Here is a 14565-nt window from a genome sequence, read left to right as displayed (position 1 = left end):
TATCATTATTTTAAATAATAATCAAGAAAATAATTAATTAAATATAAAAAAAGATGTTGAACAGATTAGTAATCTATCAACACCCAAAATACAAATATTTTTATTCGTTTATATATTTTTCTAAAACTTTATCCCACATTCCATTTTGTTTCATAATATATTCGAGTAAATCTCTCACAGCACCTTGACCTCCAGCTTTAATTGAAGTATATTTAACAATTTTTAAAATTTCTTCTACCGCATCTGAAGGACAGGCTGGAAGAGCGACCTTCTTCATAAGTCCCATGTCATTTATATCATCACCCATATAGGCAACATTAGAAAAATCAAAATTTATTTTATCAAGTAGTTCTTTTAAATCCCTTGTTTTATTTTTAGATCCTTGAATTATATATTTTATTCCCAATTCTTTAGCTCTTCTTTCAACTATATTAGAACTTTTTCCAGTTAATATTGCAACTTCTCCACCATATTTTATCCAATTTACAATGGCAAAACCATCTCTCACTGAAAAGGACTTTAATTCATTGTTATGATTATCAATATATAAGTTACCGTTTGTTAAGGTACCATCTACATCAAGAACTAAAATTTTTATATTATTCATTTTCTCACCTATTTTTTTAATAAATTTCTGTACTCTTCTAAAGTAATTTTATTAGAATTAATTTTTAATTTTTTTAAATTATTTGCATAAGAAAAGTTTATATTCGAACTCAAAGCATTTATATGAGTAATTGCTATTGCTAATCCATCAGCCGCATCATCAGGTTTTGGTATATCGTCTAAAGCCAAAAATTTTTGTATCATTTGTTGAATTTGTCTTTTATCAGCCTTTCCATAACCTGTTATTCCAATTTTAACTTGAAGTGGAGTGTAGCTTGTTATAGGAATATTTTTTTGTTTGGCGCTTAGTAAGACTATACCTCTTGCTTGTGCAACAGAAATAACAGTTTTATTATTTTTAAAATAGAAGAGGTCTTCTATTGCCATGTAATCAGGTTTATATCGACTGAGAATATCATTCAAAGCTTCAAAAATTAAATTTAATCTATCTTCCATTTTTAAATCTTTAGAAGTAGTTATAACACCGTAGTACACAGCAGTATATTTATTTTTTTCAAAGTCTACAATACCATAACCTACTATTGCAGTACCTGGATCAATTCCAATAACTCTCATTATATATCCCTTACATACTCAACTTTCTGATTAGATGATAGACTAACTATTATATCAGAAATATTATTTCTTCCTTTCATGCTTACAGTGAAGATCACCAGATTACTTTCTAAGTCCTTGTCTATTTTTGCTATTCTTATAGATTTTTCTCTAAATACTTCGTAGCATGATAACATAACATCTGTCAGATCATTTTCACATTCATATTTTATTTCAAAAGTTATAAGTCTTGATTTTTTAATTAACTTAGATTCGATTTTTTTGAATGAAACCATAACTATAAGCATAAAAAATATAGCAACTAAGGCTATATTATGAAAGCCCCAGCCTATACATAAACCAACACAGCCAGTAGCCCAAATACCAGCAGCGGTTGTCATACCACCTATAGTTTCTCCCTTATCTTTCATTATGCTACCAGCACCTAAAAAACCTATTCCACTTATTACTTGTGCTCCCAATCTCCCAAGTGCTAGGTTAAGACCTGTAGAGCCATATTGAAGTAATAAGTTTATTCTAAGCTGGTCTTCTATCATAGAAACGATTGCAGCCCCAAAGCAAACTAATATATGTGTTCTAAATCCCGCAGGACGGTTATTTTTTTCTCTTTCAAATCCAACAATACCTCCAAATACAATCGCAAGAAATACTCTGAAAAATACTATTGGCAAAGATAATTCGCTTACAAAACGATCTTTTACAAATTCTTGTATAAATATATCCATAAAAAAACTCCTTTACACTAAGTTATTTTTTGAAATTATGTTATCTAATATTATAACATATATTTTAACTTAATACAAAGGAGTAAAACTTTCTTTTCTCATAGTTTCTATACTCTTAAATTTTATTTTAAATTCAATAATTTTATGAAAACTGGATTAAGAAAAAACTAGTTTTCAATAACTAGAAATTTTTAGTTTTGGCTAGAGAAGCTAAAATCCTTATATGCTCATAAGTTGTTCCACAACAGCCGCCTAAAATATTGATTTTTTTCTCTTTTATAAGTTCAGACAAATAATTCCCCATTTTTTCTGGGGTTTCAAGATAATTTCCATTTTTATCTGGGAGTCCAGCATTAGGATGAAGTGATATAAATTTATCAGTAATCATATGGATTTTCTCTGCTAAGGGCACTAAATTTTTTGCTCCGAAAGAGCAATTAAGACCAAAAGATAAAATAGCTGGTCTATCTAAATTTAAGATTAGTGATTCAATACTTTCGCCTGTTGATAAATTACCATTTTTATCAACCGTAGCAGAAAGACATAAAGGCAAGTTTATTTTTTGTTCTTCAAAAACTTCTTCTGCAGCTAGAACAGCAGCCCTGGCATTCAATTCATCAAAGATTGTTTCAATGAGTAAAGCATCCACCCCACCATTAATAAGACCTTGTATTTGCTCTTTATATGTCTTCTTCATATTGATAAAATGATAATTTTTTTCATAAGAAAATTTTCCTATGATAGGGCTTAGGCTTTTATTCGTAGGACCTATAGAACCAAAGATGTAGACTTTTCTTTTAGCTATCTTTGTCGCTTTTTTTGCTATTTCTGCTGCTTTTTTAGCAAGCTCAAAAACCTTATCTTCAAAGCCATATTTTTTTAAAGAAATTGCATTACAATTAAAACTATTTGTTTCTATTATATCAGCTCCAGCCTCTATATATTTCTCGTGAATTTCTTGAATAACATCAGGTCTAGTTTCATTTAATATGTCAAAACAGGTCTTAGATTTCCCAAGAAAATCATTTTCAGAGAACTTATATTTTTGTAGGACAGTCCCCATTGCCCCATCCAATATTAATATTCGTTCTTTTAATTCGTTATAGAGCATATAAGACTCCTTATAATATTTCTATTTCAATGTTATTAAATCTTTATTATATATTTTTTTATTATTTCGAAAGCAACTTCAGGAAAGTCGTTAGATAATAGACCTATAGCTGATAAGATATATAATTTATCAATTAAAAAATCTGCGTACTTGGGTTTTAAATTTAAGTCATCTTCTTTATAGAGAGCCACATCTAATATTTTTTTTGGATTCCTACTATTGGCTATCACTCCACCTGTACCTATTATATATTTAACTTCAGTTAAATCTTTTCCACTTTGAGTAAAAATAGTTCCCATTGGGGAATAAATACATTCTATAACTCCAGCATGACGGTTAGTTGCTATTTCTGTGCAAATCATAGCCATCATTTCATTAAATAATATATCTTCTTCTTGCTTGGCAATAAAATCTGGGTTTTGTTCTCTAAATTTAAATTCTTCTCTTATGTCTATTTTTGATTCTTTAATTCCTAGGTATTTTCTTATTTTATTTAAAGTTGTAGCTTCATATAATGCCATAGCTGAATAGCTCATACCTAAATCTCCCTCAACGGTTCTTTTACAATATGGTTCTTCAAGCCCTTTAAGCTGAATATTATTAGACTTAGGACTTCCTTTTCCTATTGAGTGAACATCAGTTGTAGCTCCTCCTATATCAACAACTAATACATCTCCAAAGCCTTTTTGTAATTTAGTTCCTTTGGCAAAGAGTTCTGCTGCCTTCATAACAGCTGCTGGAGTTGGCATTATTATACTATCTACTAAATTTTGAACATTTTCCATTCCTTTAGCCTTTACAATATTCTTCATAAAGACTTCTCTTACAACTTCTCTTAATTTTTCTGCATTTATTTTATTTACAACTGGCATTACATTTTCTGTTAAATAATAGTCGATCTTATTTTTTTTAAAAATTTCCTCTATTTCTTCCTGAACTTCCTCATTTCCAGCTACTATAATAGGTTTTTTTAAATTTCCTTCAGCAATAATATTAGCATTTTTTAAAATATATTCTCTATTTCCACCATTAGTTCCTCCAGAAAGAACCAGGATATCATAATTTGTATTTTTAATTTCCTCTATATCACTTTGACTAAGCTTAAAAGCATAAGTTTTAATTACTCTAGCACCTGCACTTAAAGAGGCAATTTTAGTAGCCTTTGTTGTTAAATCTGGAACCAAACCTACGGCTATTATTTTTAATCCTCCTGCAGCGGATGAACAAGCGTTTCTATACTTAAATTGATATTTATTTTCTCCGATTTTTTTATCTAAAAGTTCTATCAATTTTTTATATGCTTTATTAAAACCTAGAGTTACATCATCTTTGATTGTTGTTAAGGCTCTTGCCGTAGCTGAAATTTCACTACTTGATAAATTTATAGCAGTTAACTTTGTGTAAGTACTTCCAAAATCTATAGCTAAATATAGTTCAACCATTTATCTCTCCTTATGTACTATGTTAAATTTAAATCTTTTTTCAAATCTTCAATAGTTATTTCTATTTCTGTCCCAGGCTTATATATTCTATTAAAGCCAATTATTTTAAATCTTTTTTCAATATCTTCCCACTTTTCGCTGCCAGTGCCTATATTTCCACCAACGTATAAGAGAATATCATCTAAGCCATATTCTCTACATTTTTCACGCATACCTTGACAATCAAGTTCACCATAGCCATAAATAGAAGAAACAATAATAGCCGCTGCATTTGCCTCTAAGGCAGCATTGATAAAATCAATTTGTGGAGAAAGTACGCCAATATTTATTACATCAAAACCATTTTCTTCAAGCTTATGGTGGATAATTTTATTTCCAACGGCATGGCAATCAGAACCAATAACTCCTATTACAACCTTATTATTTTTCATACCAAATATTCCTCCAATAAAAAATTAAGAAATAGTATTTACCTTATTTAATTCATTATATAATAAATTATATAATATTCAAATTTTTTTCATTCCCATAGGGGTATAAAAAATATTGAAATAAAAAATAAAAAGTTTTGAAACAAGTTTAAAATAAAAAAGGTGACCTATTGTCACCAGATTTAAAATTATTTTATTAGATATAGCAGTAATGAGCAAAGTATAAATAAAAAAGCAACAACTTCAGTAGCTTTTGCTAAAGGTCCTCCATCTTTATCAATACCAAAAATTGTATTAGATGAACCAAGCCCCATACTTGCAGTCATACCATGACTTCTATCAGGTTGTATAAGTACTAATACAATAAGAACAAATGCAAAGATAAAAAGAAATATAGTTAGTAATGTTTGCATAATTTCCTCCTAAAAGATTTTTTTACTATATAAGTCTATCATAAATCTAAAGAAATTTCAAATTATAAAACAAGAAAACAATATGAAATAGAAATTAAAATTTATATGTTTAATATAAATAGAATAAAAATTAAATTTTAATTTTTGGGTAAAAACAAATTCTGTAGATTAATTTCTGGTTCTGTGATGGCATAAAGACGAAGCTTTTGAAAATCCAACTCCTATATTTTATTTATTTACTCACATTTAAAATACATCAAATTTATATTTTTTATATATTAAAAAAGAAAAGGAGAATTTCTCCTTCTCTTAACTCAAATAAAATATTATTATTTAATTATCCAACAAATATACTTGTAAAAGTTTGGATTATAACAGCATTAAAGAAATCTATAAATAGAGATCCAACTAGAGGCACAACAAAGAAAGCTTTAGTAGAAAAACCATTTACTGAAGTAAAAGCTTCCATATTTGCTATTGCATTTGGAGTTGCTCCCATTCCAAATCCACAGTGTCCTGTAGCCATAACAGCTGCATCGTAATCTCTTCCCATAAGATTGAAAGTTATAAAGTAAGCAAATAATCCCATTACAACTGTTTGAGCTAGTAAAATAGTTATTAGAGGAAGTGCTAAATCAGCTAATTGCCATAACTTCATACTCATTAATGCCATAGATAAGAATAGTGATAGACATACATTACCTACTATTGAGATTTCATTTACTGGAGTCTTTTTAGAAGAACTATCAATAATATTTCTCATTATAGCAGCTATTAACATAGGTATTAAATATGCAGGTAAAGCTAGTCCATAACTCTTAATAATAGGAGTAATAGTAGCACCAAGTCCCATTGCAATACCAATCAAACAAACAGCTCTGAAAATAGAAGCTTCTGTAACTTTTTCTTCTTCAACAGCAGATACTTGTTCTTTTCTATCATCTTTACAAACTAATTTGAATTTTTCCATAAGTCTTTTTGCTATAGGTCCACCTATGATACATCCAGCAACCAAACCATAAGTAGCTGAGGCAACAGCAACGACAGTAGCTCCTACAACTCCTCTTTCTTCTAAGTAAGGTCCAAAAGCACCAGAAGTTCCGTGTCCTCCTGTTAAAGGTATAGAACCTGCAGCTAATCCTATTCCAGGATTTAATCCAAAAACTTTAGCTAAAGCAACCCCAACTCCATTTTGAAGAGTAACTAATATGATGGCTGCAAACAGGAAAATAGCAACAGCAACTCCACCTTTTTTTAGTAGAGAAAAACTTGCTAAGAATCCTACAGAAGTAAAGAAAACAACCATAAAGAAGTTTCTTAAATTAGAATCAAAATTAAATGTTATAATTTCCATACTGTGTCCTACTAGCATAATTAAAGAGAATAATAAACCTCCGATAACTGGAGCAGGAATAAAGTATTTTTGTAATACACTTACTTTTGACTTAATCCAAGTTCCTAAAAGTAATAAAACGATTGCTAGACCTAAAGTTTGATACATATCCAATGCGATCTCTCTCATAATAAAAAACCTCCTGTCATAATAAATCATAATAAAAATTTAAAAATTTATAACTAATAGTACAACAAAAAAAAACAATAGTCAATAAAAAGTTTAGAAAAAAAATATTTGTTTTTAATTTAAACTCAAAAGTACAAAAAAAAAACAGTAAAAAACTAGAAATATCGAAAATTATATAGATAATATATATTAAAGTGATATATTTATAAATAAAAATAATAATAGTACTTGATAAAAAAAAGATATTATACTATTATAGTACTGTATAATAATTAAGAAATAATTTAGTTAAAAGAGGTGTGAGAATGAGTTACTACATAGGTATAGATCTGGGAGGAACAAATACCAAGATAGGAGTTTTGGATTCAGGCGGTAATATAGTTAGTTTAGGCGGAATTAAAACAGATTCTAATAATATGATAAAAAGTTTAGAGCAGATATGGAGTGAAGCTAAGCATTTACTAAAAAAAATTAATTTAAAGGAGGAAGCTGTTAAAGGAATAGGGATAGGCATACCTGGTCCAGTTATCAATGGCAGTATAGTTACTTTTTTTTCAAATTTTAACTGGGAAAAAAATGTGAATTTAAAAAAAGAGTTTGAAAGAATAACAAATATAGAAACTAGAATAGCAAATGATGCGAATATAATTGCACAGGGAGAAGCTATTTTTGGGGCTGCTAAAAATAAAAAGTCATCCATAACAGTAGCTATAGGAACTGGAATAGGAGGAGGAATCTTTCTTAATGGAAATCTAATTTCTGGAAATACAGGCGTAGGTGGAGAAATAGGACATATGAAATTAGAAAAAAATGGGAGATTGTGTGGCTGTGGTCAGAGAGGTTGTTTTGAGGCTTATGCCTCTGCTAAATCATTAATAAAAGAGGCAAAAGAAAGATTAAAAAATGATAAAGATAATCTATTATTTAAAGAAATAGAGGGAAATATTGATACTCTAGAAGCCAAACATATATTTGATTGTGCTAAAAAAGGAGACAAATTCTCTCTGGAATTAATAGATTATGAAAGTGAGTATCTAGCTATGGGTATAGGTAGTTTGCTCAATATTATAAATCCAGAAATTTTAGTTATAAGTGGAGGTATATCTCTGGCTGGAAATATCTTATTAAATGCTGTTAGAGAAAAGTTAAAGCTTTTTTCTATGCCTCCAGCACTTGAAAATTTTGAATTGGTATTGGGGGAATTAGGTAATGAAGCAGGAATAAAAGGGGCAGCAGCGTTATTCTACAGTGATAAAAAATAAAGTTTTATTATCGGGTGTAAAAAAAATTCATTTTTTTACTTTAAATATGTTTTAATAATTAAAAAGTATTGACAAAAATAAATAAAAAGTTTATATTAAGGTAAAAGATGTTTTGTTTTTTTTATATCTTTTGTTCAAATAAAAAAATAATTATTTATTTTTAGGAGGGTAATATGAAAAAAATTGGTTTATTGTTAGGTTCAGTAATATTAGCGGCTAGTCTTGTAGGATGTGGAGAAAAAAAAGCTGAAACAGCAGCAGCTCCAGTAGACAAATTGCCTATAGGTTTAACAGCTTATAAATTTGATGATAATTTTATAGCATTATTTAGAAAGGCTTTTCAAGTTGAAGCAGATGCAGCAGCAGATAGATTTAATTTAACTATGATTGACTCACAAAACAGTGTTGCAACTGAAAAAGAACAAATTGAAGCTGTATTAGAAAAAGGAGTAAAATCTTTTGCTATCAATCTAGTTGATGCTTCAGCAGCAGATGGAATTATTAACTTATTGAAAGAAAAAAATGTACCAGTTGTTTTCTACAATAGAAAGCCATCAGATGAAGCTATAGCTTCTTACGATAATTTATTCTATGTAGGAATAGATCCTAATGCACAAGGAATAGCTCAAGGAGAATTAATTGAAAAATTATGGAAAGAAAATCCAGCTCTTGATTTAAATGGAGATGGAGTTATTCAATATGTAATGTTTGAAGGAGAACCTGGACATCCAGATGCAGTTGCTAGAACTAAATACTCAATATCTACTCTTAATGACAAAGGAATAAAAACAGAAATGTTACACCAAGATACAGCTTTATGGGATACTGCAATGGCAAAAGATAAAATGGATGCTTGGTTATCAGGACCTAATGGTGCAAAGATAGAATTTGTTATCTGTAATAATGATGGAATGGCTTTAGGAGCAATAGAATCTATGAAAGCTACAGGAAAAGTGCTTCCAGTAGTTGGTGTGGACGCTTTACCAGAAGCTTTAGTTAAAATAGAAGAAGGAGAAATGGCAGGAACTGTTCTTAACGACGCTAAAGGACAAGCATCAGCTACTTTCAAAATGGTTGCTAATTTAGCAGAAGGAAAAGCTCCAACTGAAGGAACTGACCTAAAATTAGATAACAAAATTATATTAATTCCAAGTATCGGAATAGATAAAACAAATGTTGCGGATTTCAAATAGAAATAAAAAAATAAAATAAGTATAAAGGGGCTGTTGCATTTAAAGATTTCATCAGTTTTGTGGTCATGCCCAAATAATCAAAAGAGCTTTTTATTAAGCTTTTGAGATATTTAGGCTACTAAGGAAAACTTTAAAAATCAAATTTGCAATAGCCTCTTTTTAAAAATTAGAAGTAGAGGTAGATATGGAAAATTTGAAATATATACTTGAAATGGAGAATATCTCTAAGGAATTTCCAGGTGTAAAAGCCCTGGATGGAGTGCAATTGAAATTGAAACCTGGTTCAGTTCATGCTCTTATGGGAGAAAACGGAGCAGGAAAATCAACACTTATGAAGTGTTTATTTGGAATTTATGAAAAAGACAGTGGTAGAATTTTATTAGATGGAGTAGAAGTAAATTTTAAATCTACAAAAGAAGCTTTAGAAAACGGTGTTTCTATGGTTCATCAGGAATTAAATCAAGTTTTACAAAGAAACGTTTTAGATAATATCTGGCTTGGTAGATACCCTACAAAAAGTGGGTTCATTGATGAAAAAAAGATGTATGAAGATACAATTAGTATCTTTGAAGATCTTGATATAAAAGTTGATCCGAGAAAAAAAATTGCTGACCTAGCTATAGCAGAAAGACAAATGATAGAAATAGCAAAGGCAGTTTCATATAAATCAAAAGTTATAGTAATGGATGAGCCAACTTCATCTTTGACTGAAAAAGAAGTTGAACATCTATTTAGAATAATAAGAAAATTACAAGAGAATGGTGTTGGAGTAATATATATATCACATAAGATGGAAGAAATAAAAATGATTTCAGATGAAATTACTATCTTAAGAGATGGGAAATGGATTTCGACAAATGATGTTACTAAAATAAGTACCGAACAAATAATAAGTATGATGGTTGGTAGAGATTTGACTGAACGATTTCCTAAAAAAGATAATGAAGTTAAAGAATGTATATTAGAGGTAAAAAATTTAACAGCTCTAAATCAACCTTCAATAAAAGATGTGAGTTTTGAATTATATAAAGGAGAAATTTTAGGTATAGCAGGTCTTGTTGGTTCTAAAAGAACAGAAATAGTGGAAACATTATTTGGAATAAGACCTAAGGAAAGTGGGGAAATTCTTCTTCATGGAAAAGAAATAAAAAATAAAGATCCCAAGGAAGCTATAAAAAATGGCTTTGCTTTAGTAACTGAAGAGAGAAGAAGTACGGGAATATTTGCAAAACTAGATATAGCCTTCAACTCTATTATATCTAATTTAGATAAGTATAAAAATAAATTTAATTTGTTAAAAAATTCAACGATAAAGCAAGATACACAATGGATAATTGATAGTATGAGAGTAAAAACGCCTTCTCAAACGACTAAGATAGGCTCTTTATCAGGTGGGAACCAACAAAAGGTAATTATTGGTAGATGGCTACTTACAGAACCAGAAGTTTTAATGCTAGATGAGCCAACAAGAGGAATAGATGTTTTAGCTAAATATGAAATTTATCAACTTATGATAGAGCTAGCCAAAAAAGATAAGGGAATTATAATGATTTCTTCTGAAATGCCTGAACTTTTAGGAGTTACAGACAGAATTTTGGTTATGAGTAATGGAAGAATGGCTGGAGTTGTAAAAACTTCAGAAACAAATCAAGAAGAGATAATGGAATTATCTGCTAAATATCTATAAAATAGTTAAGGAGAGTATTATGTTAGCAAGAACAAAAGATGGAAAAATAAATTATAAAAAGATAATAATAGAAAGTGGACTTTATCTTGTTTTATTTTGTATGCTTATAGCAATAATAATTAAAGAGCCAACTTTCTTAAGTATAAGAAACTTTAAAAATATTTTGACTCAATCGTCAGTAAGAAGTATTATAGCACTTGGAGTAGCGGGTCTTATTGTAACACAAGGAACAGATCTTTCAGCTGGTAGACAAGTTGGACTTGCAGCCGTTATTTCAGCAACACTTTTACAATCTATTACAAATGTAAATAAGGCATTTCCACAATTAGGAGAATTTTCTTTATTTACAACAATACTGATAGTAGTTATTGTAGGAGTTGTAATCGCATCTATAAATGGTGTTGTTGTAGCAACTTTAAATGTTCATCCCTTTATAGCGACTTTAGGAACAATGACAATAGTCTATGGTATAAATTCTCTGTATTACGATAAAGCTGGAGCAGCTCCAATTTCAGGTTTTGTAAAAAAATATAGTCAATTTGCACAAGGTAGTATAGACATAGCAGGATATACAATTCCATATTTAATAATATATGCTGCCATAGCAACAGCTATAATGTGGATTTTATGGAATAAAACTAAATTTGGAAAAAATGTGTTTGCTGTTGGTGGGAATCCTGAAGCTGCAAAAGTATCTGGAGTAAATGTGTGGCTAACAATAGTTGGAATATATGCTCTGTCTGGTGCTTATTATGCCTTTGGTGGATTTTTAGAAGCTGGACGTATAGGTTCAGCAACAAATAACTTAGGTTTTATGTATGAGATGGATGCTATAGCAGCCTGCGTTATAGGAGGAGTTTCTTTCTATGGAGGTGTGGGGAAAATTTCCGGTGTTATAACTGGAGTTATTATTTTGACAGTTATAAACTATGGTTTAACCTATGCAGGTGTAAGCCCTTATTGGCAATATATTATAAAAGGTATTATAATAATTGCGGCAGTTGCATTTGATTCTATAAAATATGCTAAGAAAAAATAAAAGTTCTGTGCCAGATGATATTAATGAAAAAAATTAAATAAATTTATATAGTTCCAGAAAAGTAAAGTCTGGAACTATTTTTTAGTTTATAGATTAGTTTTTATTAATATTCATTTTTAAATTTAGAAAATTTTTGTAACTATAAGCAATATTTTTAATATTAAATTTGTTAAAAAAATTTAAAATTAAAACTACCTGTATTTTAATATAGTATATTTTTTATTAAAAATATAAAAATTTGTTGATTCTTTCTATATGCTGTATAATATAAGCATAGCAAAGTAATTTTTTGGTTAGGAGGGATGAGATATGTCAAAAAAATTAATTAAGCTTTTTGTATTTATGTTTTTACTATTGGTAACAAATATTGCAACTTTAAGTGCTGAAAAACTTTATCAAGGTTTGGGAAAATCTTCTAATTTTAGAGTGGGTCCTGGAAAAGACAATAAAGGTGTACAAGTGTATAGTTTAAATTATGTTACAGCTGCTACAGTTTTTGATGAAAATGGGAAAATAGTAAATGTCTATGTAGATATATTAGAATTATCAACTCCTAACTATCCAGGAGAAAATGCACCACATTTTTCTGGTTGGCCCGGTGTGCAAGGTTATAATGTTGTAGATCATAAAACTAAAGAAGTGATTGGTTTATCTACAAATACAGTAGAAAGTGCAACTGATGAAGTTGAAAATTGGGTAACAAAAAGAGAAAGAGGAAAATCTTATGGAATGAATTGGACAGAACAAATGGACTTTTTCCAAGAATTTTTCAGGGGAAAAACAATAGGTGAACTTGAAGCATGGTTTGCTAAAAATACTTCGGATGTGAACGGAAGACCTTTAAAGGCAGATAGTAAAAATGAAAAAGATCAGGCCAAATATTCAAAATTAACAGAAGCTGAAAAAAAAGAGCTTGCAGATGTAGTTGCAGGTGCAACTATGAGTTTAAAGGATAGCCACGGAGATATTTTAGCTGCAATAAAAGATGCATATAAAAATCGTGTTGAAATAAAAAAATAAGAAAATAAAAAATTTTTTGGAGAGGAAAAATGTTAGAATATTTAAGAAGGTACCCTGAGTTTATTTTAATTGCAATGGGGGCTACTTTTCTGGCAGGAGCTATATTTAATTGGTCAGCTATAACTGATTTTAATTCATCAAAAAGAAATCCAATTACAAAACTAACAGTATACCTTTTTGGTATGAAAGGTTATAGGATACTGATGGGTGTTATAGGATTAGTTTTATTAGTAATTCCCATAACTGAGCTTCTAAAGAAATAAAAATTTAAAAGAAAGTGCAGTAAATCTCTTTATATAGAGTTCTACTGCATTTTTTATATGGGAAATTATAAAGTATATTTAAAAACTCTAATAAAAAACTATCTAATATGTAACAAGTTTTTTAAAAGCAACTAATGCTATTATCCTACAAGATTTTTTATAAAAAAAATAAAAAAAATTTTAAAATCAATGCTTTTTTTTATTTATATGGAACAGAAATATTTTTTTAATTGTTATCTAGCAATTTCAGTTCTTTATATGTTAATATTCTTTCAATTAAAAGGAAACAGGAGGGTGTAAAATGAAAAAATTAATAACAATTTTAACTTTAATTTTATGTTTAACAACTATATCAATAGCAGTAGAAAAAGAAATAAAAATAGGCATAACTCAAATAGTGGAGCATCCATCTTTAGATGCTGCAAAAAAAGGAATAGAAAGAGCTTTGAAAGAAAAAGCTGGTGATAAAAATATTAAAATTGAATACCAGTCAGCACAGGGAGATTTTGGAACAGCCCAGTTAATAGCCAAATCTTATGTTACATCCAAGAAAGATTTAATAATTGCAATTTCAACTCCATCAGCACAGGCAGCTTTAAATGCTACTAAAGAAATACCAATAGTTTATACAGCTGTTACAGATGGTCCAAGTGCAGGCTTAAAAGGGGAAAATATAACAGGGACTTCAGATATGTCGCCTCTGGATAAGCAGATATCTCTTATAAAAGAGCTATTACCAAAAGCAAAAAAAGTAGGTTTTTTATACAATCCAAGTGAACAAAATTCACTTATACTTTTAAAAAAATTTAATGAATATGCAAAAAGTGAAAATTTAATTATTGTTGAAAAAGGTGTTAATTCAGTAAATGATATAAATTTAGCTCTTGATTCTTTATTGGGGCAAATAGATGTATTATATATACCAACAGATAATCTAGTTGTTTCAGCAGCTAATCTAGTTTTAAAAAAGGCAGAAAAGAAAAAAGTTCCAGTAATTTCTTCTATAGAAGATATAGTTAAAAAAGGAGCATTGGCAACAGAAAGTATAGATTACGAAAAGTTAGGCTATCAAACAGGAGAAAGAGTAATAGAAATATTGAATGGAAAAAAAGCTAAAGACATAGCTGTAGAAACTTTGAAGGAAACGAAACTTATAATAAATCAAAAATCAGCACAGACTTATAAGATTTCACTTGATAATCCAAAATTAAAAAATGCAGTATTATATTAAACTAAGAAATAGCTTTGTATATACCGTACAAATATTATAAAAAA

The 14565-nt window shown here is 29.1% G+C and carries 15 protein-coding genes; 7 read left to right on the top strand and 8 right to left on the bottom strand.

All coding sequences use genetic code 11. The features are described from left to right. Window positions 1-100: 100 nt before the first annotated feature. The 8 genes from Q4A58_RS06905 to gltS all read right to left on the bottom strand — a co-directional run bounded on the left by Q4A58_RS06905 (window position 101) and on the right by gltS (window position 6826). The gene (locus Q4A58_RS06905; protein WP_303117787.1) at window positions 101-607 is read right to left on the bottom strand and encodes an HAD family hydrolase; all 507 of its coding nucleotides are present in this window, start codon (window positions 605-607) and stop codon (window positions 101-103) included. Window positions 608-615: 8 nt separating this feature from the next. Continuing rightward, window positions 616-1182 (bottom strand): crossover junction endodeoxyribonuclease RuvC, encoded by a 567-nt coding sequence (gene ruvC, locus Q4A58_RS06900; protein ID WP_303117786.1) that lies wholly within the window; start codon window positions 1180-1182, stop codon window positions 616-618. Next, window positions 1182-1907 carry an MgtC/SapB family protein gene (locus Q4A58_RS06895; RefSeq protein ID WP_303117785.1) on the bottom strand — a complete coding sequence of 242 codons (726 nt, stop codon included), beginning with the start codon at window positions 1905-1907 and terminating at the stop codon, window positions 1182-1184. Before Q4A58_RS06895 ends, ruvC begins: the two co-directional genes overlap by 1 nt. A 181-nt stretch (window positions 1908-2088) precedes the next feature. Continuing rightward, the gene (locus tag Q4A58_RS06890; protein WP_303117783.1) at window positions 2089-3018 is read right to left on the bottom strand and encodes a homocysteine S-methyltransferase family protein; all 930 of its coding nucleotides are present in this window, start codon (window positions 3016-3018) and stop codon (window positions 2089-2091) included. 35 nt (window positions 3019-3053) lie between these two features. Then, a complete protein-coding gene (gene glmL, locus Q4A58_RS06885; protein WP_303117781.1) occupies window positions 3054-4460 on the bottom strand; it encodes a methylaspartate mutase accessory protein GlmL in 1407 nt (468 codons plus the stop codon). A 17-nt stretch (window positions 4461-4477) separates the two neighbouring features. After that, entirely contained in the window at window positions 4478-4891 is a 414-nt protein-coding gene (gene glmS, locus Q4A58_RS06880; protein WP_303117780.1) for a methylaspartate mutase subunit S, read from the bottom strand. Window positions 4892-5079: 188 nt separating this feature from the next. Then, window positions 5080-5304, bottom strand: coding sequence for a preprotein translocase subunit SecG (secG, locus tag Q4A58_RS06875; RefSeq protein WP_303117778.1), 225 nt, complete (start codon window positions 5302-5304; stop codon window positions 5080-5082). A 337-nt stretch (window positions 5305-5641) separates the two neighbouring features. Further along, window positions 5642-6826, bottom strand: coding sequence for a sodium/glutamate symporter (gene gltS, locus Q4A58_RS06870; RefSeq protein ID WP_303117776.1), 1185 nt, complete (start codon window positions 6824-6826; stop codon window positions 5642-5644). Between the two features lie 305 nt (window positions 6827-7131). On the opposite strand from gltS, the gene Q4A58_RS06865 reads away from it, so the two are divergent. The 7 genes from Q4A58_RS06865 to Q4A58_RS06835 all read left to right on the top strand — a co-directional run bounded on the left by Q4A58_RS06865 (window position 7132) and on the right by Q4A58_RS06835 (window position 14521). Next, a complete protein-coding gene (locus Q4A58_RS06865) occupies window positions 7132-8088 on the top strand; it encodes an ROK family protein (protein ID WP_303117774.1) in 957 nt (318 codons plus the stop codon). Window positions 8089-8261: 173 nt separating this feature from the next. After that, window positions 8262-9281 (top strand): galactose/glucose ABC transporter substrate-binding protein MglB, encoded by a 1020-nt coding sequence (gene mglB, locus Q4A58_RS06860; RefSeq protein WP_303117773.1) that lies wholly within the window; start codon window positions 8262-8264, stop codon window positions 9279-9281. 184 nt (window positions 9282-9465) lie between these two features. After that, window positions 9466-10968, top strand: coding sequence for a galactose/methyl galactoside ABC transporter ATP-binding protein MglA (gene mglA / locus Q4A58_RS06855; RefSeq protein WP_303117772.1), 1503 nt, complete (start codon window positions 9466-9468; stop codon window positions 10966-10968). Window positions 10969-10987: 19 nt separating this feature from the next. Further along, window positions 10988-12007 (top strand): galactose/methyl galactoside ABC transporter permease MglC, encoded by a 1020-nt coding sequence (gene mglC / locus Q4A58_RS06850; RefSeq protein ID WP_303117770.1) that lies wholly within the window; start codon window positions 10988-10990, stop codon window positions 12005-12007. A gap of 309 nt (window positions 12008-12316) precedes the next feature. Next, window positions 12317-13027, top strand: coding sequence for an FMN-binding protein (locus Q4A58_RS06845; protein WP_303117769.1), 711 nt, complete (start codon window positions 12317-12319; stop codon window positions 13025-13027). A 29-nt stretch (window positions 13028-13056) separates the two neighbouring features. After that, window positions 13057-13290 carry an Imm17 family immunity protein gene (locus Q4A58_RS06840; protein ID WP_303117767.1) on the top strand — a complete coding sequence of 78 codons (234 nt, stop codon included), beginning with the start codon at window positions 13057-13059 and terminating at the stop codon, window positions 13288-13290. 301 nt (window positions 13291-13591) lie between these two features. Further along, the gene (locus tag Q4A58_RS06835; RefSeq protein ID WP_303117765.1) at window positions 13592-14521 is read left to right on the top strand and encodes an ABC transporter substrate-binding protein; all 930 of its coding nucleotides are present in this window, start codon (window positions 13592-13594) and stop codon (window positions 14519-14521) included. The last annotated feature ends 44 nt before the right edge of the window (window positions 14522-14565 follow it).

The organism is Fusobacterium sp. (assembly GCF_030528405.1).
In the GTDB taxonomy this organism is placed as follows: Bacteria; Fusobacteriota; Fusobacteriia; order Fusobacteriales; family Fusobacteriaceae; genus Fusobacterium.
Note: the sequence above shows the minus strand (reverse complement) of the source record. Positions and strands in the feature narration are given on the sequence as shown.

What these genes read in the sequence shown, in the direction of transcription:
- Q4A58_RS06905 (WP_303117787.1), bottom strand. Translation starts at nt 607, where the DNA reads ATGAATAATATAAAAATTTTAGTTCTTGATGTAGATGGTACCTTAACA.
- Q4A58_RS06890 (WP_303117783.1), bottom strand. Translation starts at nt 3,018, where the DNA reads ATGCTCTATAACGAATTAAAAGAACGAATATTAATATTGGATGGGGCA.
- gltS (WP_303117776.1), bottom strand. Translation starts at nt 6,826, where the DNA reads ATGAGAGAGATCGCATTGGATATGTATCAAACTTTAGGTCTAGCAATC.
- glmL (WP_303117781.1), bottom strand. Translation starts at nt 4,460, where the DNA reads ATGGTTGAACTATATTTAGCTATAGATTTTGGAAGTACTTACACAAAG.
- mglB (WP_303117773.1), top strand. Translation starts at nt 8,262, where the DNA reads ATGAAAAAAATTGGTTTATTGTTAGGTTCAGTAATATTAGCGGCTAGT.
- Q4A58_RS06835 (WP_303117765.1), top strand. Translation starts at nt 13,592, where the DNA reads ATGAAAAAATTAATAACAATTTTAACTTTAATTTTATGTTTAACAACT.
- Q4A58_RS06865 (WP_303117774.1), top strand. Translation starts at nt 7,132, where the DNA reads ATGAGTTACTACATAGGTATAGATCTGGGAGGAACAAATACCAAGATA.
- mglA (WP_303117772.1), top strand. Translation starts at nt 9,466, where the DNA reads ATGGAAAATTTGAAATATATACTTGAAATGGAGAATATCTCTAAGGAA.
- glmS (WP_303117780.1), bottom strand. Translation starts at nt 4,891, where the DNA reads ATGAAAAATAATAAGGTTGTAATAGGAGTTATTGGTTCTGATTGCCAT.
- Q4A58_RS06845 (WP_303117769.1), top strand. Translation starts at nt 12,317, where the DNA reads ATGTCAAAAAAATTAATTAAGCTTTTTGTATTTATGTTTTTACTATTG.
- secG (WP_303117778.1), bottom strand. Translation starts at nt 5,304, where the DNA reads ATGCAAACATTACTAACTATATTTCTTTTTATCTTTGCATTTGTTCTT.
- ruvC (WP_303117786.1), bottom strand. Translation starts at nt 1,182, where the DNA reads ATGAGAGTTATTGGAATTGATCCAGGTACTGCAATAGTAGGTTATGGT.
- Q4A58_RS06895 (WP_303117785.1), bottom strand. Translation starts at nt 1,907, where the DNA reads ATGGATATATTTATACAAGAATTTGTAAAAGATCGTTTTGTAAGCGAA.
- Q4A58_RS06840 (WP_303117767.1), top strand. Translation starts at nt 13,057, where the DNA reads ATGTTAGAATATTTAAGAAGGTACCCTGAGTTTATTTTAATTGCAATG.
- mglC (WP_303117770.1), top strand. Translation starts at nt 10,988, where the DNA reads ATGTTAGCAAGAACAAAAGATGGAAAAATAAATTATAAAAAGATAATA.